Consider the following 25,723-nt stretch of genomic DNA (forward strand, 5'->3'; position numbering starts at 1 on the left):
TCTAATCCTGTTTGCTCCCCACGCTTTCGCGCCTCAGCGTCAGTTACAGACCAAAAAGCCGCCTTCGCCACTGGTGTTCCTCCACATCTCTACGCATTTCACCGCTACACGTGGAATTCCGCTTTTCTCTTCTGCACTCAAGTTCCCCAGTTTCCAATGACCCTCCACGGTTGAGCCGTGGGCTTTCACATCAGACTTAAGAAACCGCCTGCGCGCGCTTTACGCCCAATAATTCCGGATAACGCTTGCCACCTACGTATTACCGCGGCTGCTGGCACGTAGTTAGCCGTGGCTTTCTGGTTAGGTACCGTCAAGGTACGAGCAGTTACTCTTGTACTTGTTCTTCCCTAACAACAGAGTTTTACGACCCGAAAGCCTTCATCACTCACGCGGCGTTGCTCCGTCAGACTTTCGTCCATTGCGGAAGATTCCCTACTGCTGCCTCCCGTAGGAGTCTGGGCCGTGTCTCAGTCCCAGTGTGGCCGATCACCCTCTCAGGTCGGCTATGCATCGTTGCCTTGGTGAGCCGTTACCTCACCAACTAGCTAATGCACCGCGGGCCCATCTGTAAGTGATAGCCGAAACCATCTTTCAATCATCTCCCATGAAGGAGAAGATCCTATCCGGTATTAGCTTCGGTTTCCCGAAGTTATCCCAGTCTTACAGGCAGGTTGCCCACGTGTTACTCACCCGTCCGCCGCTAACGTCATAGAAGCAAGCTTCTAATCAGTTCGCTCGACTTGCATGTATTAGGCACGCCGCCAGCGTTCATCCTGAGCCAGGATCAAACTCTCCGAAGAAATGTTTGACTTGCTCATTTTAAAAAATAAAAATTAACGTTGACGTTTGTCGCTTTGTTCAGTTTTCAAAGTTCAATATATTTGGAGCGGGTGATGAGAATCGAACTCACGACATCAGCTTGGAAGGCTGAGGTTTTACCACTAAACTACACCCGCAATATGGCGCGCCCGAGAGGAGTCGAACCCCTAACCTTTTGATCCGTAGTCAAACGCTCTATCCAATTGAGCTACGGGCGCTTCTTATGATGTTTACCGCCGTTGTTTTGGCGACTTTATTATAATATCATTTCTATTTTCTTATGTCAACACTTTTTTAAAAAGTTTTTTTGGTGCGGCCGAGAGGACTTGAACCTCCACGGGGTCGCCCCCACTAGGCCCTCAACCTAGCGCGTCTGCCATTCCGCCACGACCGCTAAATACATAAAATGAATAAGATGCGGGTGAAGGGACTTGAACCCCCACGTCGTAAAGACACTAGATCCTAAGTCTAGCGCGTCTGCCAATTCCGCCACACCCGCAAGAAATGAAAATGAGCCATGAAGGACTCGAACCTTCGACCCTCTGATTAAAAGTCAGATGCTCTACCAACTGAGCTAATGGCTCTTTATGGCTGGGCTAGCTGGATTCGAACCAACGCATGACGGAATCAAAATCCGTTGCCTTACCGCTTGGCGATAGCCCAATAATTTAAAATGGCGGTCCCGACGGGAATCGAACCCGCGATCTCCTGCGTGACAGGCAGGCATGTTAACCGCTACACCACGGGACCATCCAAAATTATGTATAAAACAGTCAAATGGTGGAGGATGACGGGATCGAACCGCCGACCCCCTGCTTGTAAGGCAGGTGCTCTCCCAGCTGAGCTAATCCTCCACAGGATATGTAAATAAAAATCAATGGTGACCCGTACGGGATTCGAACCCGTGTTACCGCCGTGAAAGGGCGGTGTCTTAACCGCTTGACCAACGGGCCATTATAAAATGGCGGAGAAGGAGGGATTTGAACCCTCGCGCCGCTTACACGACCTACACCCTTAGCAGGGGCGCCTCTTCAGCCACTTGAGTACTTCTCCATATGGCTCCACAGGTAGGACTCGAACCTACGACCGATCGGTTAACAGCCGATAGCTCTACCACTGAGCTACTGTGGAATAATATTTATCAGACTTCTTACATTGTAATCGACATTATATGTAATGTCAATAAGTTTTTGTAATTTCTTTGCCGTTTATTTGAGACGGCTTTATTAATTTACCATAATGAATCTATTTTAGTCAAGCATCTTCTACATTTTTTTTAATTTACCTTTACACTTCCCACAAACATATTTAACTGTGTTCACTTTTCTTTTTCGAACATATTTTTGATCACACTGCATACATACATATATGTGCTCTTTTTTCTTTCCATCACTTTCTTTTTTCAATGCCTGACAAAATCGAGGTGCGTCTACTTCTTTCATTAACCTTTTAAAGTCCTGATCTCCATGCTTATACCCTTTCCCCTCAATATGCAAATGATAGTGACAGAGCTCATGTTTAATAATTTCTACTATTTCTTGTGTGCCATATTGTTCAAAGTATTTGTAGTTTACTTCTATATTAGATGTACGTAACAAATACCTTCCGCCTGTCGTACGTAACCGAGAATTAAAAGTGGCTTCATGACGAAATGGTTTGTGAAACAGCTTCAATGAAATTTCTTCTACAAGTATTTGTAAATCCTTATCATTCATCTTATATACTCCTCTACTGTATGAAATCACCTGACTAGCTCTTTGGGCATACACTTCATTACATACTCACTATTCACCTTATCATAAATGAAAAGGAGTGATTGTCCTTATGCCAATGTGGCTACAAAAACAAATGAGGCGCGCTTATTCTGAAAAAGACCGTGCACAAATAAAATTGCTCAACCAATGTTGGTTTTTTTATCAAAAAAATAATTCCGCTTCTTAAATCACTTCTTTTTACAAATAAAATTGCCTTTTCAGAAAATCTGAAAAGGCAATTTTATTATTGATGGGGCGGAATCATCGTCAGTGCAACTCTTCCTTTTTTCATATCTACGTCTTCTACCCACACATTCACCAAATCTCCTACTGAAACGACATCGAGGGGATGCTTAACGTACCGATTCGTTAATTTAGAAATATGGACTAGACCGTCTTGCTTAACTCCTATATCGATGAACGCTCCGAAGTCTACGACGTTTCGCACCGTTCCTTCAAGCTGAATACCTTTTGCTAGATCCTCTAGCTTCAAAATATCCTGACGGAGCAAAGGTTTTGGCAGTTCATCACGAGGATCTCTTTCCGGTCTTACGAGCGCTTCTATAATGTCTTTTAAAGTAAGCTCCCCTATACTTAGTTCTTCTGATATTTCGGGTAAAGAAATATGTTTTAATGCTTCTTTTACTTTCTCCGTTCCAAGTTCAGTCTCTTTCACTTCCGCTTTCTTTAAAAGCTTTTTAACGTCTCCATATGTTTCAGGATGGATACCCGTTCTGTCTAAAGGTTCTTCACCTTCTATAATACGTAAAAACCCAATACACTGCTCATATGTTTTAGCCCCTAGACGCGGAATTTTCTTCAACTGTTTTCGGTTAGAGAATTTTCCGTTTTCATCCCGATATTTTACAATGTTTTGAGCAACTGTCTTATTTAGACCAGCAACGTATTGTAGAAGCGAAGCAGAAGCCGTGTTTGCATTCACTCCTACTTGGTTTACTACTGTCTCTACAATAAAAGTCAGTGAATCATTTAATTGCTTTTGAGACACATCATGCTGATATTGCCCTACTCCTACCGACTTAGGATCGATTTTCACAAGCTCAGCCAACGGATCTTGCAGCCTTCTGGCAATCGATACAGCGCTTCGCTCTTCTACTTGAAAATCAGGGAATTCTTCTCTAGCAACATCAGAAGCCGAATATACGCTTGCTCCCGCTTCATTCACAATCAAATAATAAACTGGGTTTTCAATTTCTTTAAGAACATCCGCTACAAATTGCTCCGTTTCGCGAGATGCCGTTCCATTTCCAATTGCCACTACTTCAATAGGGTATTCAGCGAACATTTTCTTTAATTTATTTTGTGCTTCAGCTGCTTTTCTCACAGGAGGATGTGGATAAATAACATCAATTTTTAATACCTTGCCTGTTTCATCTACTACAGCTAATTTGCAGCCTGTTCGAAAAGCTGGATCTACTCCTAATACCACTTTCCCTTTCAATGGAGGTTGGAGAAGAAGTTTTCGTAAGTTTTCAGAAAAGATGTGAATGGCTCTTTCTTCCGCTTTTTCTGATAGGTCTTTACGAATTTCGCGTTCAATAGATGGTTCTATTAAGCGTTTATAAGCATCTTCTATAGCTGAGATGATATAACCTTCAACTGAAGAATCCCTTTTCTTGATTACTTCTTTATGTAAATATGAAAGAATACGATCTGTAGGCGCATCAATACTCACTTTTAAAATACCGTCTTTTTCTCCTCTATTCATAGCTAAAATACGATGAGGAACGATTCGCTTTACCGCTTCTGTATATTCATAGTACATTTCATAGATATTTTTTTCATCTTTTTCCGGATTTTGACTGAAGTAACAATTATGCCATCTTTTACAGTGGTCGTACGAATCCATTGACGGTAAGATGCTTCGTCAGAAATTTGTTCCGCTACAATGTCTAGGGCTCCCTGAATAGCTTCGTCAGAAGATTGAACTCCTGCTTCTTCATTTATGTATGTTTGCGCTTCAATGTTTACGTCAGAATTCGGGAAACTTAGTAGCCACTGTGCTAATGGTTCAAGACCTTTTTCTTTTGCTACAGTTGCTTTTGTACGTCGTTTTTGCTTAAAAGGGCGGTATAAATCTTCTACTTGCTGCAATTTCTTCGCTTGATGAATTTGAGCAGCCAGTTCCTCAGTTAATTTCCCTTGCTCTTCAATTAATCGGTGAACTTCCTCTTTACGCTCCTCTAAATTCATTAAGTAGTTCCAGGAATCTAAAATATTCCGGATTTGGACTTCATCCAAAGCACCAGTTTGTTCTTTTCTATATCGAGCAATAAAGGGAACTGTATTACCATCTTCTACTAAAGCAATTACGTTTTGTACTTGCTTGTGTGAAATCTCTACCTCTTTACTTACACGTTGAACAATTTGATTATCTAATTTCGTTGCAACAGACACAGCTTATCCTCCTACCTAAATGAAACTTTGTCTCTATTGTAACAAAACTCACATGCAATAACACATGTGAGCTAAAAAGAAAGGCTATGCAGTTGGAAGATGACCAGCGATATACGTAATATCGTCATTATGAGATCGAATTGCTGCCTGTAGGCGTGTCGACAATTGATCGACATTCATCGAGTTAGCAAAAACAGATTTAATCTCTTTTAATTCTAAGCCATCTGTATGAATCAAAAATTTAGAACCGGAGTCATATGGGAAGGTTTGTGTGCGGAACTTTTGAATTTTCCCTGATAAAAAACCTTGAATTGGCAGAGGGTACGTTAATTTCCCCTCCGGAGAATACAGATAAAAGCGGATATTACCTACATTTGTGTAATGAAATTCGTTATGTTTTTTATCAATTTTCAAAATAGCTACTGCTGCGCCTCTTGTATGTCGAGTAGCCTTGTTGCACTTAGAAATGATCTCATCTACATCTAGATGATGATGAGCTTTCGCTACATCCGTAACAGCTACAGAAGCGGCTCTGGCTTGTTCACCGCTTCCTAATCCATCTGCCACTGCACATAGAAAATAATCATCCGTTTCTTTGACATAGTAACTATCTCCACAACACACGTTCCCTTGCTTTGGCTCTTGATATATATGAGTTTGAATCGACTTTGTATTCGGGTCTACTGTCATCACGACATATACTCCGAATCGTTAGAATCTGAGCGAGCTGCAGTCCTTAGCTTATCAAGAGCTCTTCTTTGCAGTCGAGATACATGCATTTGAGAAATCCCTAATTTCTCACCGGCATCTTTTTGACTCAGATTTTCAATAAATGTATAGCGAATTACTTCTTTTTCTCTATCGCTTAATACATGAAGAATCTTTTCTAACACTAAGCGCTGATCAGTTTTCTCATAACCCGACTCTTGTTCACCTACTAAATCAAGGATTGTAACAGTACTTCCATCAGAGTCTGCTTCAATAGAATGATCAACAGACAACGCTTGATAACTTTGCCCCATCTCCATCGTTTCTAAAATTTCTTCCTCTGTCACTCCGATATGATCAGCAATTTCTTTTACTTGAGGAGATCGCTGTAAACGGGTTGTTAGCTCTTCGACAGCTGCTTTAATTTTAGGACCTAATTCTTTGATGCGGCGCGGTACGTGAACACTCCACGTTTTATCGCGTAAAAATCGCTTAATCTCTCCAATGATTGTAGGAACAGCAAACGATTCAAAACTTCTTCCAAATGAAGCATCATACCTTCTAATAGCTCCTAACAGTCCTAGCATCCCTACCTGCACAATATCTTCATGTAAGCTTCTGCCTTTTGAATAACGACGTGCAATAGATTCAACAAGGTTCTTGTAATGTACTACTAGATCACTTTGTGCTTCTTCATCCTGCGTTTTTTGAAAGCGCTCAATTCGTTCCTGAACCTGTTCTTTAGTTAATTTCATAGGTTGAGACTGTGTTTTCATCACTCTCCACCTGCTCTCTTTGCACATACTTAGTCATCATTAGCGTTACACCTTTTGAATTGACCATTTTCACTTCGTCCATTAGTGTTTCAATTAAATATAAACCAAGTCCACCTTCAGGAAGAAATTCAACTTCTTTTGATGTTTCATAAGGTCCTATATGTTCCTTAAGCTCTTCAAAATTAAAGCTTTCGCCTTTATCGACCACCATGATTTCTAAACGGTCATCAAATAAACCAAAACCTACTCTCACTTCACCATTTTCTTCACTCTTGTAAGCATGCTGTACGGCATTTGTACATGCCTCACTCACAGCAATTTTCATATCTTCAATTTCATCATAAGAAAAACCCATCCGGTTCGCTACACCAGACAGCGTCAGTCGAATAATCGCTACATAGTCTGGCTTAGCAGGAATCTTCATCTCAACAAAGTCATAAGGCTGTTTCATTTTACGCCACCTTCTACTTGTGAATTCACGTTTAAAATGTCTGTGAGGCCCGTAATATCAAATAAGCGCTTGATGCGCTCTGATACACCAACAAATTTCAAAGAGCCGTTATTTTTCTTATTGGCTTTTAACAATGCAATAAATACACCTAGTCCTGTACTATCCATGTATGATACATCGGTTAAATCGACTATAATTTCCGGTTCAGTATGTTCAGTAATTTCCATGAACTTTTCTTTTAGCTTAGGTGCTGTATATGCGTCAATCTCTCCAGCCAGCTTAATACGATATGCTTGACCGTCCTTTTGTATATCTATTTTTAAATTCATCGTATTAGTAGACCCCCTCTAATTTTGTGCTATCTTTTCTGTACCCTTATTTAGAATACTTAAACTAAACTCTTCAAAATAATCAATGTAAAGTCATCTCTCAATTGAAAATGCTGTAATTTTTCCAGCTCTTTATATACAGATTCTACAATTTCTTGAGGAGACAAATGCATGTATTTTCGAATTAATTTTATGATGTCCAATCTTTCGATAAATCCTTCTTCAGTTCTGCATTCTGTTACACCATCTGTTAACAGAACAATCATATCGCCTTTTGAAAGTTGCTGCTCGTACTGAAGATATTTCACATGGCGATCGACTCCTAGCACGAGTCCTTTTGCTTCCAAATCTTCAAATGAATCAGCTTTGGCATCATAATAAAAGCCTGGCTCATGCCCTGCAGATGCATAATCAAATAAGTTTGTCTCGGGATTATAACTTCCGTAGAACATCGTAATAAACATACTTGGATCTACGTTTCTCTCTACAATATTATTCAAGTTCTCCAATACGTAACTTGGATTTTTTCTTGAGTCCGGTAAGCTGTCCATTGCATACTTGATCATAGACATACACATTGCAGCTGGAATTCCTTTTCCGATCACATCGGCAATGGCAATACTTAACCCACCGTGCTCTTCTTCTACAAAGTGAAAATAATCTCCGTTCATCTGTTTAGCAGGTACGCTAATCGCGCCAATTTCTAAAGTTGAACTAGCCGGAACCTTTGTCCCTAACAGCGTCTGCTGGACGTTAGCGGCAACTTCGATTTCAGAACGAAGTTCCCGCTGCTTATTTTTTAATGTTTGATGCTCACGAAGAGCAAGACCGTAGCTAATCATTACCTCAAGTAAAAAGTCCAGAGAATGCAGCACTTTTTCTGGAATATCAGAATAAATTTCTTCAATCACTTCTTTATGAATGCTCACAATATCTTCTGGCGATATTTCATTCTCTAAAGATTTTCTACTTAGTTTTTGTCCTTGATACAAAATTTGTTCATTTTGTGTTTGGATATAGTTCCCCAAAATATCTTTGTATAAATCTCTCATCTCTTTATCAAAAGACATTATCTATTTCCTCCTACCGGAGCCACTTAACTGCTTTAATCTCAGTACCTTCTCCGACATTTGTTTCGATGTCAAACTCATCCATCAATCGTTTTACCCCAGGAAGCCCAGCTCCTAGTCCACCCGATGTTGAGTATCCATCTTCCATTACTTTGCGAACGTCGGGGATACCTGGCCCTTCATCTGTTGCTACGACAAGAAGACCGTTTTTTCCTCCACGATTTAATTTCTCAATATAGATTTGACCCTTACCCGCATATAGGTAAATATTACGAGCTAATTCAGAAATGGCGGTTGTAATACGAGCTTGGTCAACTGTTCCAAACCCTAGCTCTTTCGACACATTTCTACCTAATTGGCGTGCCGCTACGATGTCCCATTCTGTTACGATTTTTACGCTGGATTGGAATTCCATATACTAATCCCCCAATTCCGATTGGAGTTTCTCAAGACCTTTTTCTAAATCGAGTGCAGTAAGAACATCGTTTAGGCCAATCCCTAACTCAACAAGTGTAATAGCTACTGCAGGCTGGATACCTGTTAATACTACTCTGGCCCCCATCAAATTAGACATGCTAACCACGTCACCTAACACTTTTGCGATGAATGAATCGATCATATCAATTGAAGTTAAATCGATTACCACTCCTTTTGCTCCAGTTTGATGAATTTTACTTAGCAAATCTTCTTGGAATTGAATAGCCGTTTGATCATCCAGCTCCCATTGAATGGATACCAATAAGTAGTCGTACAATTTCAAAATGGGTATTCTCACGTTTATTCCTCCGATTCTATATCAACTATTTTCCGCTCAGTCATTTCTAACGCAAACTCTACACCTTTTTTTAATGAGTTTTTCGTAATAATTTCATTTAAGTTAATACCTAAGTTCACAATAGTCTGAGCAATTTCCGGACGAATTCCTACTAACAAACACTTGGCTCCAACCAAACGTACGGCTTCAGCAGCTTGAATGATATGATGGGCAACCATCGTATCCACTACTGGTACTCCGGTAATATCTATTAATACGACCTCTGATCGGTGCTTTACGACACCTTGCAGTAAGTTTTCCATAATTTTCTTTGCACGATCGGTGTCAATTGTTCCCACAAGCGGCATTACCGTAATTTTATCAAATACCGGTATTAATGGAGCAGACAATTCTTGAAGTGCAACTTTTTGCAACATAACTGTATTTTCCCACGAGTTGGAGTATTGTTCTACTATTTTGTTATAAATAGGGCTTAACCACTTGTCAAACCGATAGAATAATTCAGAATGAGTTTGATCAGCCTTTACATGTTCACTGTTTACATACCCTTCAACCACTACATGACCCAAGTTACGTACACCCTGTGTCAAATAAGCAAGAGGCCATCCTAAACTCACAACTCGTCCTACTACTTCCTCTAGTTCCTCTGCAAAATTTTCCTGATCACGGAATGCTTTTGCCAAAAGTAAATTTACAAAATCAGAGCTTACATTTACGTACACTTGCTCGGATACAATGTTTTTAATCCGCTCTGTTTCCACATCATTCATTAACACTAGCCATCGATCAAAAATTTCTGATTTATGATTTTGTATATAATTGAATAAATCTTGATTCATGAGGTCCTCCTTGTGAGTCAATACACTCATTTATATCTATATATATATTATCATTTTTAAAACGTTTCTTATTACAATATACGTTTACTGATTATTCCTAGTCAAATTAAAAAAGTTGCTCATAAAGGAGCAACTTAGCATAAATGGAAGTATAATTCTAAAAGTCGATAAGTCCTACACTGATTTGCAAGGCTTCATCCACTCTGTCCATCATTTCATCATCTAAATGGGTAATCTTGTCTGTTAGCCTCTGTTTATCAATAGTACGAATTTGTTCTAGTAAAATAACTGAATCTCGCTCAAATCCATAGCGCTTTGCATCAATTTCAACATGCGTAGGTAACTTTGCCTTTTGAATTTGAGCAGTGATCGCAGCTACAATAACAGTTGGGCTAAAACGATTGCCTATATCATTTTGAATGACAAGTACAGGGCGAACGCCTCCTTGTTCTGAGCCAACAACAGGAGATAGGTCAGCAAAATAAACGTCGCCACGTTTGACTACCAAGTCATTACCCCCCGCTTACTAAACGATCCACAGTATGATCAGCTTCATACTCTGCTAGAAAAGCCTCGGAAGCAATATTTAAGTTTATCTTTGCCATCTCCATATATCCACGTCTCATTGATTCGCGAATATGGCGTTTTTTTCGCTCACGAAGGTACAATTTTGTTGCTTGGTGAATAAAATCACTTCGGTTGCCATTTTCTTGTTTAACCATAAGATCGAGCTCCGATACTAAATTTTTCGGTAATCTTACTAGGATTTCTGTAGTTGCGCTCGCTTCAGACACAAACATACACCTCCAACATCAATACACACACCAATAGTCTCATCTTTCCTTATCATAACATTGATTAGCTTTAATGGAAAGTTAATTCTGTCAATTTCTACACTATTATCGTCAATTGATACCCTCTTTTATGCATGGAAGTTATTATTTTATTGTCTTTTGTTCGCAGGCTTTTTATGTTGACTCAGGAAGATGTATATTCAGCGCAAGATATAATTATTAACATGAATGTGCTGAGAATCTCTTATATAAACCCTCGGAACCCTTGCTGCAATCATGCAAGGGATTTCATAATTAATTGTTTCAAGATGCTTTGCTACTTCATCAATTGTAATTTCAGCACCTTGTTGTTTTCCAATAAATGTTACTTTTGTACCCATTTTATACATTTTAGGCAATTTAATCATCAATTGATCCATGCATATCCTACCAACAATTGGCACTTTAACTCCATCTACTAACACTTCAAAATTACTTAGTTTACGAATCCAGCCGTCTGCGTATCCTACTGGAATAGTAGCAATCCATTCATCTTCTTTAGCTTCATAAGTAGCTCCGTAACTGATATGACTCCCTTTTTTGACTTTTTTAACATGCACAATACGGCTGTGCAGCGAAAAAGCTTGTTTTAACGGAATTGGCAAGACTTCTTTTAATTCCTCTGAAGGACTCAGGCCATACATAGAGATACCTAAGCGTACGCCATTAAAGATATCGCTCGGACGACGAAGCAAAGCTGCGCTATTTGCACAGTGAATCATCGGAGGTGTAAAATTATGTTCTTTCACAATTCGAACCATTTCTTCAAAGAATGTGTATTGTTCTTCAAAATAAGACGAATTTAGCTCGTCTGCTGTTGCAAAGTGTGTAAACACTCCATCCAGCGCGAATCCTGAATGAGAAGTGATGATATTCATCGTTTCGTGTAATTCTTCTTTTGTTCTAATTCCTAAGCGACCCATGCCTGTATCTATTTTTAAATGCATATGCAACTGACTGTTTGCACCTAGAATGGACGCCGCTTCTTCAATCCAAGCTTTGCTATAAGCAGTGACCGTTACATCCCACTCCAATGCAGTTTGAATGTGTAAGGGAGGCACGGCTCCTAATACTAAAATGGATTCCTTTATTCCTTTTTTTCGAAGAGCAATAGCTTCATCCAAAAAAGCTACAGCTAGCATATCAGCGCCAGCTTGAAGCGCAATCTCTGCTACTTCTTTATCTCCATGCCCGTACGCATTCGCTTTTACTACGGCCATTAACGTTTTATGCCCCGGTATCAGTTCTCTTACATGATTCACATTTTGAAAAATGGCTTCTACATCAATTTCTGCCCATGTTTCTCTATAAAATGCATCCATTACTACGACACTTCCTTTTTTCAGAACCATTCTAAACGTACTTTCCTCTGTTAGTATAATACATCTATAGCCAAACTTCATCTCGATCTTTATTCAAATTAAGCAAGAACAAGCCTACATATATGCAGGCTTGTAAGCTTCTCTTATTTTCCCATCTGACTTTGCACAGATCTAGCAACTGTACTCAATTCATCTGGTGTCAGCTGATCAGAAGCCAGCATAAAGTCTACTCCATTATATGTCCAAGATAGACTTTTATCCGTTAAAGCTCCCACAGTAAAACCTAAATCAAATGGCTCTCCGGCAGTAACTGTAGATGTTGCTGTTTTAGCTACTTGCGCTTTTTCTTGTACAAGCGTAAACGGCTTTTCTCCTTTGTACATTAAAACGACTCTCTCACCATTTTCCGTCTCAATTTTCTTTTCCTTGGACAGCTTTGTACCTTTTGGAACGTCCTTAGGATAAAGAACGCTAAATGATTTGTGCTGAGCTAATGTCGGAATGTCAATCTTTGCACTTGTCATGTTTCTTTTTGTATCAAAAGCCCCTTTATCAAACTTAGAATCGAATTTCACCTTAGAGAAATCAACTTTTATTAACACTTTATTATCCGTATCCATAATTTTAACCGACACAGGCGCTAAGTCACTTTTGTTCAGCGTAATTTCTTGTTTAGGAAGCATTGTGCTATTTTGATAGTTCGTTTTTGTTTCAAAAATATAATGTTTATCCGTTGATTTAAAACTTGCCTTTTCATCCTTCACAATATCTTGGACAAGGGATTCATACAAATAAGCTTGACTGCTATTTTGCGGCCAGTCACTTTGAAAACGAAAGCTTTTATTTAAGGCAGGCGTTAAAACAAAAACCCCTTCATCATTACGCAAAATCATTTGGCTTTGATCTTTCTTTGTATTTTTCAAATTCACTCGATAGTACATAGGCTTACTATGCCAAATCTCTACATCGTATACTTGAGCATCTTTCCCTGTATTCAATGTCATCTTAGCATCTGATTTATACCCCGCCATTTCTTGTACCTTGGCATCCAATGCATCTGTTACATCCTGCTGACTTTTTTCACCGCATGCTGATAAGGCTAAGAGAAAAAAGGCGCAAACAAATAAGCCAATCCATTTTTTATGCATTTCCCCAACTCCTTTGTTTCGTATATTCACAGCTAAACGGAGAAGCAAGAACATATCTTGTCTCCCCTATCCACACTATGAATATATGAACAAGAAATAGTGAATATGCAGACTAGCTTGACAAGCGTTCAATAATTACTTGAGCAATCGCATAGTGCGCACTGTGGGAAATAGATACGTGTACAGACGCTTCCAGTGGTTGTTTTGTAACAATGTGGGGTTTCCCTCTTTCATCATTCACGATTTCGATATCTTGGAAGCTAAAATCTTTCCCTATTCCTGTTCCAAGAGCTTTCGAATATGCTTCCTTCACAGCAAATCTTCCTGCTAAAAATTCGACCTTACGTCGGCTTGATAGCTTTTCATAGCGTTCTCTTTCATTTTTTGTTAAAATCCGAGTAATAAGAGCGCTTTGACGCTGCACCATTTTTTCAATCCGCTCTAACTCTGTAATATCAATTCCAGTTCCTATAATCATTTTCATTTAATCCTCTCTTACAGAATAGTATATAAAAATGCCTTTATAAAAAGGAGTGACAAATATGTTCGTACGCACAGAAAATGCAGCTGAATTTAAACGTTTTTATCCTGTTACCTTCACACTTATCTGCATCCACATTGCGCTATGGTTACTTGCCGCTCTTCCCTCACACCTTGCAGAATCTTTTATACATCAGCTTATTGGTGTGAATAGTTTAATTTCCCAAGGAGACTACTGGCGGCTTTTCACACCTATCTTTTTACATCTAAGCTTTTCACATCTTCTTTTTAACTCATTTTCCTTGTTCTTGTTAGGACCAGGCGCTGAGCGTATTCTTTCTTCTTATAAGTTTCTTCTATTCTACCTTACGTGTGGATTGCTTGGAAATATCGTTACATTTCTAATCCAATCTTCTTTTTACAGCCATGTGGGTGCATCCGGTGCCATTTTCGGACTGCTCGGATTTTACCTCTATCTTGTCATAAAACAAAAGCATATGCTTTCTAAAAGCAACCAGCAAATCATTGTCGTCTTTTTAATTATTGGATTACTTTCAGGTCTGCTAACGCCAGGAACCAACAATACAGCTCATTTCGCTGGAGGTATTGCTGGATTTCTTCTCGCTTTTCTTACGTTCAAACAGAAAAACAAGCCACAGATATAAGGCCTGCTTTAGGATTTAATATAAAAAGTGGATGAGTTAATAAATTCCACATCTTCATAAGTCTTCAAATCTCTTACTAACTGAAAGAGCGCTTCATCTTTTTTCTTAGCTTCAATCATGCAATCAATTTGCGGTATCGTTCCATTTACTTCTTTTAAAAAGCTGTAAAACCCATTAACATCGATATAATCTGCATGGGCTCTAAATTCTTTATCACTTTTAGGACTAGATATATGCATTTTTAGAGGGAGTGTTTCATGTTCCCATGTTCTAATGATACGGTCCCAATGCTCTTGCCATGAAGTTTCATCGTTGTTCGCCTGATGATGATGAAGATCAAAAATGATTGGGACATTTAGTTTTTCACATAAATACAAGACGTCTTTTATATGAAAGGTTGTATCGTCGTTTTCCAACATAATCATTTGCTGAAGGGATTGAGGTACAAGCCCCCAATTATGAATAAACTGCTCCAGTGCTTTTTCTTTATCATTATAAGCTCCTCCAACATGTAAAACACAGCGATTTTGAAGCGGAATATCCATTCCTTTCAGCAACTTTTGATGCATGCGAAGAGTTTGGATAGAATGCTTAAAAACCTCTTTATCCGTTGAGTTTAAAACAACAAAATGATCCGGGTGAAAATCTACTCGCATTGGATGTTCCTTCAAAAATACAGAAATACGCTGAAGAGCATCTTTTAAAGGAGCTATGTAGTTCCACTCTTTTAGTGCCTCATGGTTAGCTAATGGAATTAATTTAGAACTGAATCGAAAAAACTCAATTTCACTCCACGCATTATGTTTTAATAACCGTAAGCAGTTTTCTAAGTTGGATATTGCAATACGTTCGAGCTTGCGAATGGCCGCTTCATGGTCTTTCACACGCTGAAATTGTGCAAAAGTCATTGTTTGAGAAGGAGAACTATTTTCCAAATGAACGCTCATCGCCACATAACCTAACCGAACAATGGTCGACATTAGTGAACACCCCATTTTATTTTACTCATAGTGTGCACCAATAAAATAGCAATTAACACATAAAAAAAACGAGCCTGTTAAGGCTCGTTTTTATTTTACGCTTTGCTGCGAGAATCTTTACGATTACTGCTGCTATTGCGATTTCTATTATCACTGCCGTTGCTTCCACCGCGACGCTTGTCACCAAAACGCTTTGAGTTTCCACGACGATTTTGCTGTGAGTAGTTTTTAGAGTTAGAACGTGAACGACCTCCGCCATTTCCACGTTTGTTTTTATCACCTTTTGCAATTACCGGTGGTTCAGCAGTTAATTGAATTGGTGATTCATTTGGTTCTTTTGTAAATAATTTGATTGCCGCTGCCACTAATGAAACTGAATCGTGCTCTTCAAGTAACTCTTCTGCCAACTGTTTGTAGTAAGATAAGTTGCCTTGTGTCACAGATTCCGTTAATTTGTCAGCCGCAATACGCTGTTGACCTTCCATTGCTTCATCAAGCGTTGGAGCAGTCATACGCTCCATTTTACGTTTTGTTGTACGCTCAATATTGTGTAACTGTCCAGTTTCTCTTGGCGTTACAAATGTCATAGCAGCACCCATTTTACCAGCACGTCCTGTACGTCCGATACGGTGTACATAGCTCTCCGGATCTTGAGGGATATCAAAGTTGTATACATGAGTAACACCAGAAATATCAAGTCCGCGTGCAGCTACGTCTGTCGCAACTAATACATCAATAGAACCTTCTTTAAATTGACGTAGTACAGATAGACGTTTCGATTGTGTCAAGTCACCATGGATACCTTGTGCAGAATAACCACGCATATTTAATGCTTCTGATAACTCATCAACACGGCGCTTTGTACGACCAAAAATGATAGCTAATTCAGGTGATTGCATATCTAAAAGACGAGTAAGGATATCAAATTTACGCTTTTCTTGTACTTCTAAATAATACTGCGTAATGTTTGGCATCGTTACTTCTTTTGCTTTTACTTTTACCACTTTTGGTTCGTTCATGAATTTTTCAGCAATGCGACGGATTGGAGTAGGCATTGTTGCTGAGAATAAAAGTGTTTGGTGGTTCTCAGGTACGTTTGATAAGATTTTTTCAATGTCTTCGATGAATCCCATGTTTAACATTTCATCTGCTTCATCTAAAATAACTGTATGAACGTCTTGTAGACGAAGTGTACGACGATTAATATGATCTAGCATACGTCCTGGTGTCCCTACGATGATATGAGGGTGCTTTTTCAATGCACGAATTTGACGACTGATATCTTGACCACCATAAATTGATAGCACGCGTACGCGCTTTGTTTGACCAATTTTGTAAAGTTCTTCAGATACCTGTACAGCAAGTTCACGAGTAGGAGCAATAATTAACCCTTGAATTGCATCTACGTTTACATCAACTTTTTCAATAAGAGGAATACCAAATGCCGCTGTTTTCCCTGTTCCTGTTTGTGCTTGTCCGATCAAATCGTGACCTTCTAGTGCTAATGGGATAGTTTCTGATTGAATTGGTGTTGCTTCTTCAAAACCCATTTTACTCACAGCTTTGTTAAGCTGTTGACTTAATCCTAAATCTTGAAATAATGCCAAGTTTTTCAAACTCCTTTTATATTTAGACTATCTATATTTTACAAAAAAAAGCATTCTCCGAGGAAACGGAAAATGCTCTAAACGACTACTTCAATAAATTCAACGTTTAGAGTATAAGCGCCTCAAGACACTCAGACTACATCATAACACTATGGCTTTCCGTTTGCAATAGAGCTTACTTATACTCTTTTTAATATCACGGTAATTTATGCATCATTTTTGAGATAACTTCCTCAAGCTTCATCCCTCGAGATGCTTTCACTAAAACCACATCTTCTCTTGTTGTAATCGCTGTTAATTTTTCAACAAGCTCATCTTTCTCCTCAAAGTGTATTACCTTATCTTCTGCAAAATTATTTTTTGCTCCTTGCTCAATTTCAACAGATAAAGGACCGTATGTTAGAACATAATCAATTTTTTCTGCTTGAATAAACTCTCCCACTTCTTTGTGGAACTCTTTTTCCTGATCGCCTAATTCAAGCATATCCCCGAGAACAAGAATTTTTTGCTTATAGCCTTCTAAATCATGCATCAACGTGATAGCCGCTTTAACGGACGTTGGACTTGCGTTATATGCGTCGTTAATGAAGGTCAGGCCATCTGTTCGTTTTACAAGCTCCATACGCATATTTGTTAGCTTTAATTCTTTTAATCCCTTAGCGATTGTTTCGTTGTCTAGTCCAAAATAATGACCTACCGCAATAGCAGAAAGCGCATTGTGAACATTATGTTTACCTAATACCGGGATAAAGAATGAATATGTTGTTTCACGTGAAACAGTGAATGTTGTTCCTAACTCTTCAGCTGAAATAGCACTTGGATACAAATCGTTTTGTTCTGAGCTGCCAAATGTCACCGTTTCAAATGCTGGATTAACTACGCGCGACGTTAAAAGTGGCTCATCACCATTATAGACAAGCTGACCTGTTGGTGCTAAGCCGCTTGTAATTTCTAATTTTGCCTCCGCAATTCCATCACGACTTCCTAAGTCTTGAAGGTGCGATTCTCCGATATTTGTAATAATGGCCACATCAGGCTCCGCTAAATTAGAAAGAAACTCAATCTCTCCTCGGCTGCTCATGCCCATTTCTAAAACGGCAATATCATGAGTTTCATCTAAACGCAAAATAGTAAGCGGCATGCCAATATGATTATTAAAGTTTCCATCTGTTTTCAGAACACGGTAAGTTGTATCAAGCACAGCTTTCACCATGTCTTTTGCCGTTGTTTTTCCGTTACTTCCTGTAATGCCCACTACTTTAATATCTAACTCGTGACGATAGGATTTCGCTAATTGCTGAAGAGCTTCTAGCGTATCATCGACTAAAATAACGCTAATGTCTGTCGGTGGGTTTTCTTCATCTTTGTTCCACAGAGTAGCGACCGCTCCGTTTTCAATTGCTTTATCGACAAATACATGCCCGTTAAAACGTTCCCCTTTAATTGGGATATATAAATTGCCTTGCTGAATAGTTCTCGTATCAATTGAGACTCCCTCAATTACAGTTGCTTCGTTCCCGCTATGAAATACACTTCCTGGAATCATTGCAGCTAGCTGTTTAAGCGTACGTTTAATCATTGTTGGTTTGCTCCTCTCGATATAAAGTAAACTATGGATACTATTTAATTGAAACTAAACACAGAAACACTATTCATGATGAATAGTGTTGTGTGAGTTACATTGTGTGTTTAATTTGCTGCTTTTCGGTATGACGTTCAATTGCTAGTGATACAAGTTTTTCAATTAAATCTGGATATTCAACACCTGCGTGTTTCCACAATAACGGGAACATACTGAAAGGTGTAAAACCAGGCATCGTATTCACTTCATTAATAATGAATTTACCTTCTGATGTTAAGAAGAAATCTGCACGTACAAGACCGATATCCATCAATTGCTTTAAATGCTTTGATTGCTAGTGCTGACATTTCTTGATGCTGTTCTTCTGTAATTTCAGCTGGAATAATAAGACCTGTATCGCCGTCTTCATATTTTGCTTTGTAATCGTAAAACGCTTTTTTAGGTAAGATTTCTCCAACTACTGAACAAGCTGCTTCATCATTCCCTAACACACCAATTTCAACTTCACGACCAACTGCTGCTGCTTCTACAATGATTTTTCGATCGAATAAGAAGGCTTCAACAAATGCCGCTTCTAACTCTTCGCGGTTATCACATTTGCTAATCCCAACACTTGAACCTAAGTTTGCTGGTTTAACAAAGCAAGGGTATCCAAGTGTTTCTACTTTTTCATAAGCAGCCGTTCGATCTGCTTCCCACTCGCGGCGGATAAATGATACGTACTCCACTTGAGGCAGACCTGCCTGTGCAAACAGCTGCTTCATTACAACTTTATCCATACCAGCTGCTGAAGCTAATACGCCGTTTCCAACATAAGGAATATTCAATAATTCTAATAATCCTTGTACCGTACCATCTTCTCCATTTGGACCATGAAGAAGTGGGAAAATAACATCTAGTTGATCATCTGTTTTTGAATCTGTTAATGCAAACATTTCTGTATTCAATGAAACTGGTGAAATAGCTGTTCCGTTATCTTGAATTTCTAATTGAGCAACTGTTTCAAGCGGACCAGTCAGCTGTGTGCCGCGAATCCATTTTCCTGTTTCCGTAATGTAAATTGGATGCACTTCATATTTATCGTGATTAATTGCTTTTGAAACTGCTAGAGCTGTTTGTAAAGATACTTTATGTTCAGCGGATTTTCCTCCGTATAAAAGGCCAAGCTTAATTTTCACTGATGTTCCTCCTAACACATATTCATCTTTTCTATTTTATCATGCACGTTTAGATAGTAAACAGAAATATTAACTATTATTACGTATGTCAAAATAGCTAGGCTTGTGAAAGAAATTCCAGCTTCTCCTTTCATTATTTAAAATGACCTTTTCACTTGAATCATTTATTTTCGAAAAAACTTTTTTGATTTTAAATCTTTTTTAAAAGTTTATTTATAAAGTTTATTTATGCTAAAGATCACCATCAATAATCGAAACTATAGTTCTGGTATAAATCGGGAGGTTCAACAAATATGAGCAAAATGGGAAAAACGATGATTGCTGCATGCAGCGTAGCCATTGGAAGTATTTATGCAACGGGTTATATAAACACTCTATCTGACGCGCAAGCTGTTCAAGTCACACCGGCTCATCATCAGAAAAAAACGAGAGATCAGACAGACAATCAAACAATTGTTAATGATAACTGGGGAGAAGATATCGCTTCTTCTAATAAGCACCCTTCATCAGCGAGTACCGAAAGTTCTGCTCCTAAAACAAAATACAAAGATGGAACGTATTCTGGTCAAGGAAGCAACCGTATCGGAACTGTTTACGTATCTGTGACCATTAAAAACGACCGAATTGATACAGTTGAAATTACAGAAGCGGATACTCACTATTCTGAGAGTTACATTGAGGATCTTCCGTCTCAAGTCGTACAAAGACAAAGCTCAGATGTCGACGTCGTGAGCGGAGCAACGCTTAGCACAGAAGATTTTCAAAATGCCGTGGATGACGCCCTTCAGCAAGCAATGAATGCATAAAGGAGAAACGAATGATGTCCATAAAAACGTATAGCCGCTCTGTCTTATGTATGGGAACAACCGTGTCCATTCAAGTAATTGCTCCCCAATCGGAGGAAGCAAATGTCCTTCACCATATCTCAAAGGCATTTACTATTTTTAAGACCGTCGAAACGACATGCAGTCGATTTGATGCCAAAAGCGAAGTTATGAAGCTAATTAGACATATCAAAGAACCTGTTGCTGTTAGCCCCCTATTATTTGAAGCCCTTCATTTCGCTATCTTAGTAGCAGATGAAACGCATGGAATCTTTGACCCAACGGTAGGAAAACAATTAGAAAAACGTGGTTTTAACGAACATTATTTAGATGGAAAGCTCGTACAAGTGAACGAAGCAGTCGATTCTGGAAGTTATAAAGACATCGTATTGAATACACATAAAAAAACGGTTCTCTTACAAAAACCGATGATTATAGATCTTGGAGCGGTCGCCAAAGGATTAGCTATTGATTTGGCTGCCCACTCCCTTCCTTATCAGCATTTTATGATTAATGCCGGAGGAGACATCCTAGTTAAAGGACTCAATCAACACGGAGATTTGTGGAAAGTCGGGATTCAGCACCCTCAGATTCAAACGCAGTCATTACTGACCTTGCGTGTAACAGATACGGCTGTCTGCACATCAGGAAATTATGCTAGAAAAAATAAGACGCAACCATTCATGCATCATTTGGTTAATCCCTTATCTCCATCTACTAGAAGCAGTCTAATGAGTTGTACAGCTATTGCTCCTTCTGCCATGCTGGCCGATGCATTATCTACATCAGCTTTTATTTTAGGAGCGGAAAAAGGAGTAAATTTATTGAATGATGCCGACGTACGCGGCGTACTCTTCGATTCTAGTTTCACTCCTTTTTTCACATCAGATATGGAGGAATTAATGAATGATGACCACACGTTCTGAACGAAGAAGCGGTGTTAAATATATTAGTACACCCAAAGGTTATATTATTGTAGATGAAAACAAACCAAAAGAAATAAGTCGGTGGGGGCAGCTAGTTAAAACACCTAAAAGATACGTGATGGCTATGCTGCTGCTTTTAACCTTATTAGGTGAATTCAACTCTTCTGCCTTTCAAGGATTAGGACACCTACTACTCGCCGTATGCTCGGCGGCCGCCTTAGATTTAGGATTTTCTTTTGCTTATAAAAAGAAAATTCAGCTTCCTGACGGCGGAATTATTACTGGATTAATTATTGCCTTAGTGCTCAGCACCTCTACACCTGCTTGGGTCACATTTTGCACTGTAGCTGTTGCTATTTTATCGAAGCACTTAGTAAAAGTAAAAAAGAAGCCTATTTTTAACCCTGCTGCTTTTGGTCTTCTCTTTTCACTTATTGTCTTTTCAAGCGGCCAAAGCTGGTGGGGAAGCTTATCTTTACTACCCGTCTGGCTCATTGTATTCGTGTTTGTGACAGGGTACCTTGTGACGAGCAAAGTAAATAAATTCCCTCAAGTATTTGCGTTTTTAGGCGTGTATTTTGCTATTTTTACGATTATGTCATTAATAGGAGTAGGTGATGTAGCGGATGCTTTACGAGCTCCTTTTGTTAATTCCACTTTATTTTTAGCCTTCTTTATGGTGACGGATCCGCCAACTTCTCCTGCGAAGTATAAAGACCAAATAAAATTTGGGATGCTTGCAGGGGCGATTAGCGCCGTAGATTACTTAGTTTTTGGCGGCCTTGCCTATTTATTAATCGGCCTGTTACTTGCTAATGCATGGAAAGCATGGAAGACTGCAAACAAAAAAGTGACAAAAAAAGCTGCCTAATGACAGGCAGCTTTTTTCATAGCGGAATTTTCACATAAAATTCCGTACCCACGTTTTTTTGACTAAAAACCTTAATTTCTCCGTCATGAGCTTGTACAATCCATTTGGCAATCGCGAGCCCTAAACCTGATCCTCCTTCGGCACGCGCCCGACTCTTATCACTTCGATAAAAGCGATCAAACACATACGGAAGATCTTTCGCTTCAATTCCAATGCCTGTGTCTTTGACAATTAGCATCATAGAGTGATGATGTTTCTTTAGACTAATATGAATGCTTTCTCCAGGTGGGGTGTACTTAAAAGCGTTGTCTAATAAAATCATACATAGCTGATGAAGTCGTTCTTGATCTCCCCCCAACATTAACGATTCAATTTCCCTTGTGAAATGCAGCTCCTTTAGTTCAAATATAGGCTCAAACTGATTAGCTACTTTATCAACTAGCTCACCCATATTAAAGACCGTTTTGTTTAGCAGCTGTGCACTTGAATCAGATCTAGCGAGTGTTAGTAAGTTGCCCACCAGCTTCGTCATCCGCTTTACTTCGTTTAAGCTTTGATAAATGTTTTCGCTTTCTTGCTCAATCGTATGATTTGGTCGTCTAAACAATAGCTCGAGATGCGTTTGCATCACGGAAAGAGGCGTCCTTAACTCATGGGAAGCATCTGCAATAAATTCGACTTGTTTGTTCCAAGATTTTTGAATAGGTACAAGCGCTCGATTGGCTAAAAACAAGCCAGCTACAAGGGAAAGAAGCAGTCCAATAAAAGCTGAAATGACAAGAAGAAAAGCAAGGTGCTCTAAGGTTTGAGTTTCTGGATCTACGTTTAAGACAAGTTGAATTGTTGAAACGTCTTGATCTTTTATATATCCTTCATTTTTCACATTCATCACTCGATAAGCATGACCGTTTACCTCTTGCGACGTTTTGATTTTCCCTCCTGAGAGCGCAGGCTTAAAGTCGTCAATATCGTTTGTATATAACCCTTTTTTAGGTGTAATTTTGATTAATTTTTTATCACTGCTCCAAAGTAAAAACGCAACGCGACGTTCTGTTTCTCTCTCATTGTTTTCCTGAATTTCATGTAAATTTCTTTTTTTAACCTGCTCGCTCATCTCACTTAGCCGATTGTCCGGGTTTAAAAAAATAAGATGCTGCATGTAAAAATATAAAACCACACTAAAAATGCTCAAGATAACCATCAGCACCATTGTGTTAAATAACACAAGCCTGATTCTCGTCTTTTTAAACATGCTCTTCCCCTTTTAACATAAAGCCTACGCCTCTGACTGTACGTACATAATTGTCACAATTAAAAGGCTGAAGCTTCTTTCTTAAATGGTGAACATAAACATCAACTACGCCCACTCCTACATCGGATGTAAAACCCCATACCCGATTAAAAATTTGATCTCGAATAAGGATTTGTTCTTTATTTCGAATAAAATATTCCAAAAGCTGAAATTCTTTAATCGTTAACATGAGGACACTTCCATTAATCACTACTTCATGATTGGCTTCTCGTATAGAAATGGGACCATATGAAATCATACCTTCTTCTGCCTGCAAGTCCCTAAGCATTACCCTTAACCTCGCAAAAAGTTCAGCCATGGCAAAAGGCTTAACCAAATAATCATCGGCTCCATAGTCGAGTCCTTTCACTCGATCTCTACACTATCTTTTGCAGTAAGAAAAATAACTTTGGTCAACACCTTTTGTTTTCTTAGTTTTTTTAGTATGTCAAGCCCTGTCATACCCGGCAGCATAATATCTAAAATTAAGGCATCATAAATATTCTGCTCTGCTAAAAACAAACCTTCATCTCCATCAGACGCACAATCAACTTCATATCCTTCTTCTTTTAAGCCTTCTACGATACCGTGTAATAATGAAGCATCATCTTCTACCACAAGTACACGCATATCAAATTCCCCCTTTTGTGATTACCTAAATAATCATTATCTTAGCATGTCACTTTTAAAAATATTTTAAAACTAGCGCGTTATCATCTCTTATACTTTATAAAAAAAGTTATGCCTGCAAGCAGGCATAACTTTTAACTAAACGCTATTTATGATCAGGACGTCGGTAAATGAACACCGCTTCTTTTGGCAGTTTACCAAACAAAAAGCTAGCAAACGGTAAAAGACGATGACATCCCCAAATAATGAGGTAACAGCCCGCTAATGTCAAAATATAACGTGCCAAGATTTCCACGTGAAACATATAGTTGCCTTGTATTGGTACTGCTTTTGCCACAAAGTTTAAAACCATTGGATGAATCAAGTAAAATCCAAACGAGTACATGGCAATATTTTTAACGACCGTCACGGACTTCACAGAAAGCTTTTCAGCTAATATCTCTGCAATTCGGAAGAAGAAATAACTTCCCACGACCAAATAAAGCGTATTAACAGCCTCATACGTAAAGCCTGAAATGTGAATTGTCTTCATTGTGTATAAGTGATAATTTAACAGTGAAATAGCTATTCCCGATCCGAGCGTCACCAGAAATAATACAATATTTGAACGACTGTACTTTTTATCCACTTGTTCGCGATAATAAATACCAATCCAACCGCCGAGTAAAAACGTAGCCATCGTATTTAAAAATAAATTAAATGAAGTGATATGATACGTATTGTTAAGCATTAAATAACCAAGCTGAATGATAATACCAAACAGCCACATGTATTTTTTAAAAATGGTTACTTTTTGTGCTAGCCATACAAAAACCGGCAGCACGAGATACACTTGTACAATTAAAAAGATAAAATGAAGCTGATAGTAGGACTCTCCGCGTAAAATACGTTTCACAATATCAGCTGCATTTAATTCTGTTGCTCCCACATAGTACGAATAAAATTCATAAATAAGTGCCCAAATAACATAGGGAACTAAAATATATGTCACTCTTCGAGCATAATACGTTTTCCATAAAGTCTTTGTTAACGGCTTGTTAATGTAACTATAAAAGAAAACTAAACCTGTGATCACAATAAAGATTCCTGCTTCAATTCGAACAATTCGGTTAAGGAAATGATATTTCTGATAAGCTTCACTTGCAAATGGCAGTACCGTTGCATACGCTGCTGTTACATGTACGAGCACAACCATCATCATAGCGAATAATCGTAAAAAATAAATGGATTGAATATGCTGCTTTTGTTTTTGCTTCACTTTTTCTCTCCTATATAATGTGAAATATACATTCTAGATGAATAATAGAACATTCAATTTTTTCTTATCTTTCCCGTTTTACAAATAAAAAAGCTAATAACATAAAATAAATGTTATTAGCTTTACTCGTTTGTATTTTATCTTTCCTCTTGCTATCACGCAACTGAATTTACAAAAACAATAAAGAAC

Annotated in this window: 25 protein-coding genes, 11 tRNA genes, 1 rRNA gene and 3 pseudogenes (1 of these 40 running past the window's edge); 5 read left to right on the plus strand and 35 right to left on the minus strand. The window is 38.6% G+C overall.

All coding sequences use genetic code 11. The features are described 5' to 3' along the window. The 13 genes from ACXAE4_RS00210 to ACXAE4_RS00270 all read right to left on the minus strand — a co-directional run. Positions 1 to 800 (minus strand): 16S ribosomal RNA (locus tag ACXAE4_RS00210); it reaches 752 nt to the left of the window's first position. An 82-nt stretch (positions 801 to 882) separates the two neighbouring features. Further along, positions 883 to 956, minus strand: a tRNA-Gly gene (locus ACXAE4_RS00215). A gap of 4 nt (positions 957 to 960) precedes the next feature. After that, positions 961 to 1,037 (minus strand) — tRNA-Arg (locus ACXAE4_RS00220). Between the two features lie 90 nt (positions 1,038 to 1,127). Continuing rightward, a tRNA-Leu gene (locus tag ACXAE4_RS00225) sits at positions 1,128 to 1,213 on the minus strand. 22 nt (positions 1,214 to 1,235) lie between these two features. Further along, positions 1,236 to 1,318, minus strand: a tRNA-Leu gene (locus ACXAE4_RS00230). Between the two features lie 12 nt (positions 1,319 to 1,330). Beyond that, positions 1,331 to 1,403: transfer RNA gene (locus tag ACXAE4_RS00235), tRNA-Lys, on the minus strand. Positions 1,404 to 1,407: 4 nt separating this feature from the next. Then, a tRNA-Gln gene (locus ACXAE4_RS00240) sits at positions 1,408 to 1,482 on the minus strand. 11 nt (positions 1,483 to 1,493) lie between these two features. Continuing rightward, positions 1,494 to 1,569 (minus strand) — tRNA-Asp (locus ACXAE4_RS00245). A gap of 28 nt (positions 1,570 to 1,597) precedes the next feature. Beyond that, a tRNA-Val gene (locus tag ACXAE4_RS00250) sits at positions 1,598 to 1,673 on the minus strand. A 24-nt stretch (positions 1,674 to 1,697) separates the two neighbouring features. Then, positions 1,698 to 1,772, minus strand: a tRNA-Glu gene (locus ACXAE4_RS00255). A 9-nt stretch (positions 1,773 to 1,781) separates the two neighbouring features. Further along, positions 1,782 to 1,872 (minus strand) — tRNA-Ser (locus tag ACXAE4_RS00260). A gap of 3 nt (positions 1,873 to 1,875) precedes the next feature. Continuing rightward, positions 1,876 to 1,950 (minus strand) — tRNA-Asn (locus ACXAE4_RS00265). 134 nt (positions 1,951 to 2,084) lie between these two features. Then, complete coding sequence (locus ACXAE4_RS00270) at positions 2,085 to 2,534, minus strand: SprT family protein (protein ID WP_028411875.1); 450 nt, start codon at positions 2,532 to 2,534, stop codon at positions 2,085 to 2,087. A gap of 109 nt (positions 2,535 to 2,643) precedes the next feature. On the opposite strand from ACXAE4_RS00270, the gene cmpA reads away from it, so the two are divergent. Continuing rightward, a complete protein-coding gene (gene cmpA / locus ACXAE4_RS00275) occupies positions 2,644 to 2,760 on the plus strand; it encodes a cortex morphogenetic protein CmpA (RefSeq protein WP_013055014.1) in 117 nt (38 codons plus the stop codon). A 57-nt stretch (positions 2,761 to 2,817) separates the two neighbouring features. On the opposite strand, the gene ACXAE4_RS00280 is transcribed toward cmpA, so the two are convergent. The 15 genes and pseudogenes from ACXAE4_RS00280 to acpS form a co-directional block, all read right to left on the minus strand. Continuing rightward, positions 2,818 to 4,023, minus strand: coding sequence for a helix-hairpin-helix domain-containing protein (locus ACXAE4_RS00280; protein WP_475237304.1), 1,206 nt, complete (start codon positions 4,021 to 4,023; stop codon positions 2,818 to 2,820). A gap of 108 nt (positions 4,024 to 4,131) precedes the next feature. Then, positions 4,132 to 4,991: pseudogene (locus ACXAE4_RS00285) on the minus strand (Tex-like N-terminal domain-containing protein); the annotation flags it as partial. An 84-nt stretch (positions 4,992 to 5,075) separates the two neighbouring features. After that, the gene (locus ACXAE4_RS00290; RefSeq protein ID WP_033580804.1) at positions 5,076 to 5,681 is read right to left on the minus strand and encodes a PP2C family serine/threonine-protein phosphatase; all 606 of its coding nucleotides are present in this window, start codon (positions 5,679 to 5,681) and stop codon (positions 5,076 to 5,078) included. Continuing rightward, positions 5,681 to 6,475, minus strand: coding sequence for an RNA polymerase sigma factor SigB (gene sigB / locus ACXAE4_RS00295; RefSeq protein WP_013055011.1), 795 nt, complete (start codon positions 6,473 to 6,475; stop codon positions 5,681 to 5,683). The genes ACXAE4_RS00290 and sigB overlap by 1 nt, the downstream gene beginning before the upstream one ends. Next, positions 6,441 to 6,926: an anti-sigma B factor RsbW gene (gene rsbW, locus ACXAE4_RS00300; protein ID WP_025753516.1), complete on the minus strand. Its 486-nt coding sequence runs from the start codon at positions 6,924 to 6,926 to the stop codon at positions 6,441 to 6,443. The genes sigB and rsbW overlap by 35 nt, the downstream gene beginning before the upstream one ends. Continuing rightward, on the minus strand, positions 6,923 to 7,255 hold the full coding sequence (locus ACXAE4_RS00305) for an anti-sigma factor antagonist (RefSeq protein WP_013055009.1): 333 nt from the start codon (positions 7,253 to 7,255) through the stop codon (positions 6,923 to 6,925). The genes rsbW and ACXAE4_RS00305 overlap by 4 nt, the downstream gene beginning before the upstream one ends. A 59-nt stretch (positions 7,256 to 7,314) precedes the next feature. After that, a complete protein-coding gene (locus ACXAE4_RS00310) occupies positions 7,315 to 8,325 on the minus strand; it encodes a PP2C family protein-serine/threonine phosphatase (RefSeq protein ID WP_013055008.1) in 1,011 nt (336 codons plus the stop codon). A 13-nt stretch (positions 8,326 to 8,338) separates the two neighbouring features. After that, positions 8,339 to 8,740, minus strand: coding sequence for an anti-sigma regulatory factor (locus tag ACXAE4_RS00315; RefSeq protein WP_013055007.1), 402 nt, complete (start codon positions 8,738 to 8,740; stop codon positions 8,339 to 8,341). 3 nt (positions 8,741 to 8,743) lie between these two features. After that, positions 8,744 to 9,100: an STAS domain-containing protein gene (locus ACXAE4_RS00320; protein ID WP_013055006.1), complete on the minus strand. Its 357-nt coding sequence runs from the start codon at positions 9,098 to 9,100 to the stop codon at positions 8,744 to 8,746. 2 nt (positions 9,101 to 9,102) lie between these two features. Then, a complete protein-coding gene (locus ACXAE4_RS00325) occupies positions 9,103 to 9,939 on the minus strand; it encodes an RsbT co-antagonist protein RsbRA (protein ID WP_013055005.1) in 837 nt (278 codons plus the stop codon). Between the two features lie 157 nt (positions 9,940 to 10,096). Then, a complete protein-coding gene (gene ndoA, locus ACXAE4_RS00330) occupies positions 10,097 to 10,447 on the minus strand; it encodes a type II toxin-antitoxin system endoribonuclease NdoA (RefSeq protein ID WP_013055004.1) in 351 nt (116 codons plus the stop codon). Between the two features lie 4 nt (positions 10,448 to 10,451). Beyond that, the gene (locus ACXAE4_RS00335; protein ID WP_013055003.1) at positions 10,452 to 10,733 is read right to left on the minus strand and encodes a CopG family ribbon-helix-helix protein; all 282 of its coding nucleotides are present in this window, start codon (positions 10,731 to 10,733) and stop codon (positions 10,452 to 10,454) included. Positions 10,734 to 10,933: 200 nt separating this feature from the next. Beyond that, positions 10,934 to 12,124 (minus strand): alanine racemase, encoded by a 1,191-nt coding sequence (gene alr / locus ACXAE4_RS00340; protein ID WP_289578648.1) that lies wholly within the window; start codon positions 12,122 to 12,124, stop codon positions 10,934 to 10,936. 113 nt (positions 12,125 to 12,237) lie between these two features. Further along, entirely contained in the window at positions 12,238 to 13,296 is a 1,059-nt protein-coding gene (locus ACXAE4_RS00345) for a LolA family protein (RefSeq protein WP_033580802.1), read from the minus strand. A 58-nt stretch (positions 13,297 to 13,354) separates the two neighbouring features. Continuing rightward, on the minus strand, positions 13,355 to 13,720 hold the full coding sequence (gene acpS / locus ACXAE4_RS00350; protein WP_289578955.1) for a holo-ACP synthase: 366 nt from the start codon (positions 13,718 to 13,720) through the stop codon (positions 13,355 to 13,357). A 64-nt stretch (positions 13,721 to 13,784) separates the two neighbouring features. Between acpS and ACXAE4_RS00355 the strand changes: the two genes are divergently transcribed. Next, positions 13,785 to 14,387 (plus strand): rhomboid family intramembrane serine protease, encoded by a 603-nt coding sequence (locus ACXAE4_RS00355; RefSeq protein ID WP_028411882.1) that lies wholly within the window; start codon positions 13,785 to 13,787, stop codon positions 14,385 to 14,387. A gap of 8 nt (positions 14,388 to 14,395) precedes the next feature. Here the strand turns inward: ACXAE4_RS00355 and uvsE are convergent, their stop codons facing one another. The 4 genes and pseudogenes from uvsE to ACXAE4_RS00375 all read right to left on the minus strand — a co-directional run bounded on the left by uvsE (position 14,396) and on the right by ACXAE4_RS00375 (position 19,734). Then, complete coding sequence (gene uvsE, locus ACXAE4_RS00360; RefSeq protein WP_033580801.1) at positions 14,396 to 15,367, minus strand: UV DNA damage repair endonuclease UvsE; 972 nt, start codon at positions 15,365 to 15,367, stop codon at positions 14,396 to 14,398. A gap of 95 nt (positions 15,368 to 15,462) precedes the next feature. Next, entirely contained in the window at positions 15,463 to 16,974 is a 1,512-nt protein-coding gene (cshA, locus tag ACXAE4_RS00365) for a degradosome RNA helicase CshA (protein ID WP_028411884.1), read from the minus strand. Between the two features lie 196 nt (positions 16,975 to 17,170). Continuing rightward, positions 17,171 to 18,553, minus strand: coding sequence for a UDP-N-acetylmuramoyl-tripeptide--D-alanyl-D-alanine ligase (locus tag ACXAE4_RS00370; RefSeq protein ID WP_033580800.1), 1,383 nt, complete (start codon positions 18,551 to 18,553; stop codon positions 17,171 to 17,173). A gap of 97 nt (positions 18,554 to 18,650) precedes the next feature. Further along, a pseudogene (locus tag ACXAE4_RS00375) lies at positions 18,651 to 19,734 on the minus strand (D-alanine--D-alanine ligase). A 293-nt stretch (positions 19,735 to 20,027) separates the two neighbouring features. Here ACXAE4_RS00375 and ACXAE4_RS00380 point away from each other — a divergent pair. From ACXAE4_RS00380 to ACXAE4_RS00390, 3 genes are read left to right on the plus strand one after another with little or no spacing between them, the layout of a single operon-like run. Next, entirely contained in the window at positions 20,028 to 20,540 is a 513-nt protein-coding gene (locus tag ACXAE4_RS00380) for an FMN-binding protein (RefSeq protein WP_033580799.1), read from the plus strand. 14 nt (positions 20,541 to 20,554) lie between these two features. Beyond that, positions 20,555 to 21,484: an FAD:protein FMN transferase gene (locus tag ACXAE4_RS00385; protein ID WP_228123024.1), complete on the plus strand. Its 930-nt coding sequence runs from the start codon at positions 20,555 to 20,557 to the stop codon at positions 21,482 to 21,484. Next, a complete protein-coding gene (locus ACXAE4_RS00390; protein WP_289578646.1) occupies positions 21,465 to 22,355 on the plus strand; it encodes an RnfABCDGE type electron transport complex subunit D in 891 nt (296 codons plus the stop codon). Before ACXAE4_RS00385 ends, ACXAE4_RS00390 begins: the two co-directional genes overlap by 20 nt. A 16-nt stretch (positions 22,356 to 22,371) precedes the next feature. Here ACXAE4_RS00390 and ACXAE4_RS00395 read toward each other — a convergent pair whose 3' ends face one another. The 3 genes and pseudogenes from ACXAE4_RS00395 to ACXAE4_RS00405 all read right to left on the minus strand — a co-directional run bounded on the left by ACXAE4_RS00395 (position 22,372) and on the right by ACXAE4_RS00405 (position 25,534). Continuing rightward, on the minus strand, positions 22,372 to 23,607 hold the full coding sequence (locus ACXAE4_RS00395) for a sensor histidine kinase (RefSeq protein ID WP_289578645.1): 1,236 nt from the start codon (positions 23,605 to 23,607) through the stop codon (positions 22,372 to 22,374). Next, positions 23,600 to 24,276: pseudogene (locus ACXAE4_RS00400) on the minus strand (response regulator transcription factor). The gene ACXAE4_RS00395 and the pseudogene ACXAE4_RS00400 overlap by 8 nt, the downstream one beginning before the upstream one ends. Positions 24,277 to 24,421: 145 nt before the next feature. Continuing rightward, positions 24,422 to 25,534 carry an acyltransferase gene (locus tag ACXAE4_RS00405; protein WP_028411891.1) on the minus strand — a complete coding sequence of 371 codons (1,113 nt, stop codon included), beginning with the start codon at positions 25,532 to 25,534 and terminating at the stop codon, positions 24,422 to 24,424. Positions 25,535 to 25,723: the final 189 nt, after the last annotated feature.

It is taken from the genome of Priestia sp. ABM2_011, assembly GCF_056158845.1.

Bases quoted from the DNA above. Each gene is read 5' to 3' on its own strand.
- ACXAE4_RS00270 (WP_028411875.1), bottom strand. From the start codon at position 2,534: ATGAATGATAAGGATTTACAAATACTTGTAGAAGAAATTTCATTGAAG.
- alr (WP_289578648.1), bottom strand. From the start codon at position 12,124: ATGGTTCTGAAAAAAGGAAGTGTCGTAGTAATGGATGCATTTTATAGA.
- rsbW (WP_025753516.1), bottom strand. From the start codon at position 6,926: ATGAAACAGCCTTATGACTTTGTTGAGATGAAGATTCCTGCTAAGCCA.
- ACXAE4_RS00345 (WP_033580802.1), bottom strand. From the start codon at position 13,296: ATGTTCTTGCTTCTCCGTTTAGCTGTGAATATACGAAACAAAGGAGTT.
- ACXAE4_RS00355 (WP_028411882.1), top strand. From the start codon at position 13,785: ATGTTCGTACGCACAGAAAATGCAGCTGAATTTAAACGTTTTTATCCT.
- ACXAE4_RS00305 (WP_013055009.1), bottom strand. From the start codon at position 7,255: ATGAATTTAAAAATAGATATACAAAAGGACGGTCAAGCATATCGTATT.
- cmpA (WP_013055014.1), top strand. From the start codon at position 2,644: ATGCCAATGTGGCTACAAAAACAAATGAGGCGCGCTTATTCTGAAAAA.
- sigB (WP_013055011.1), bottom strand. From the start codon at position 6,475: ATGAAAACACAGTCTCAACCTATGAAATTAACTAAAGAACAGGTTCAG.
- ACXAE4_RS00390 (WP_289578646.1), top strand. From the start codon at position 21,465: ATGATGACCACACGTTCTGAACGAAGAAGCGGTGTTAAATATATTAGT.
- ACXAE4_RS00310 (WP_013055008.1), bottom strand. From the start codon at position 8,325: ATGTCTTTTGATAAAGAGATGAGAGATTTATACAAAGATATTTTGGGG.
- ACXAE4_RS00380 (WP_033580799.1), top strand. From the start codon at position 20,028: ATGAGCAAAATGGGAAAAACGATGATTGCTGCATGCAGCGTAGCCATT.
- ACXAE4_RS00385 (WP_228123024.1), top strand. From the start codon at position 20,555: ATGTCCATAAAAACGTATAGCCGCTCTGTCTTATGTATGGGAACAACC.
- acpS (WP_289578955.1), bottom strand. From the start codon at position 13,720: ATGATTATAGGAACTGGAATTGATATTACAGAGTTAGAGCGGATTGAA.
- uvsE (WP_033580801.1), bottom strand. From the start codon at position 15,367: ATGTCGACCATTGTTCGGTTAGGTTATGTGGCGATGAGCGTTCATTTG.
- ACXAE4_RS00325 (WP_013055005.1), bottom strand. From the start codon at position 9,939: ATGAATCAAGATTTATTCAATTATATACAAAATCATAAATCAGAAATT.
- ACXAE4_RS00315 (WP_013055007.1), bottom strand. From the start codon at position 8,740: ATGGAATTCCAATCCAGCGTAAAAATCGTAACAGAATGGGACATCGTA.
- ACXAE4_RS00395 (WP_289578645.1), bottom strand. From the start codon at position 23,607: ATGTTTAAAAAGACGAGAATCAGGCTTGTGTTATTTAACACAATGGTG.
- ACXAE4_RS00370 (WP_033580800.1), bottom strand. From the start codon at position 18,553: ATGATTAAACGTACGCTTAAACAGCTAGCTGCAATGATTCCAGGAAGT.
- ACXAE4_RS00290 (WP_033580804.1), bottom strand. From the start codon at position 5,681: ATGACAGTAGACCCGAATACAAAGTCGATTCAAACTCATATATATCAA.